Below are 538 nucleotides of genomic sequence, written 5' to 3'. Positions count from 1 at the left end.
GCGCTGGATCGTGATCTGCAGAAGGTTGCGGTCTATGGGCGTGAAGGTCACACCGGTGCGCGTGAGCGTGAAACGATCGGCTTTGCCACTGTTCGCGGTGGTGATGTGGTCGGTGATCATACGGTGCTGTTCGCCTGCGAGGGCGAGCGACTGGAAATCACGCACAAGGCATCCAGTCGCATGACCTTCGCCAAGGGCGCGGTACGTGCAGCTTTGTGGCTGGACGGTCGTGAGCCAGGTCTCTACGACATGCAAGACGTGCTCGACCTGCGTTAAGATGCAGCCGAAACCGGGTTCAAACATAGCCTTTGAGCCCGGTTTTAAACCGCCAAGCGACGTCCTGTCGCATTCTCCGGCCTTTAGGGCTCATTGGCGGTAGACCAAAAATGCCTTTTTCTGTAAGCTACAGCTTTAGTGTGTCCACTAAAAGCGCGCAGAATAATTCGATGAAGAAGCGGGGTGACGTGTCCATACGTCACTCCGCTTTTTTACAACCTGCGATCGCCCTTTCAGGCTTTATTTACGGGAGGTCTTCTTG

Annotated in this window: 1 protein-coding gene; it reads left to right on the top strand. The window is 55.2% G+C overall.

Annotation, left to right across the window (positions count from 1 at the left end; genetic code table 11):
• A partial coding sequence (locus AC1DLB_RS31760) for a 4-hydroxy-tetrahydrodipicolinate reductase (RefSeq protein ID WP_477786502.1) occupies positions 1–276 on the top strand: 276 nt, incomplete at its 5' end.
• Between the last annotated feature and the right edge of the window lie 262 nt (positions 277–538).

The sequence above is a fragment of the Pseudomonas sp. 05N434 genome (assembly GCF_056396965.1).
The sequence above is the reverse complement of the archived record's forward strand: the minus strand, read 5'-3'. Positions and strand labels throughout refer to the sequence as shown.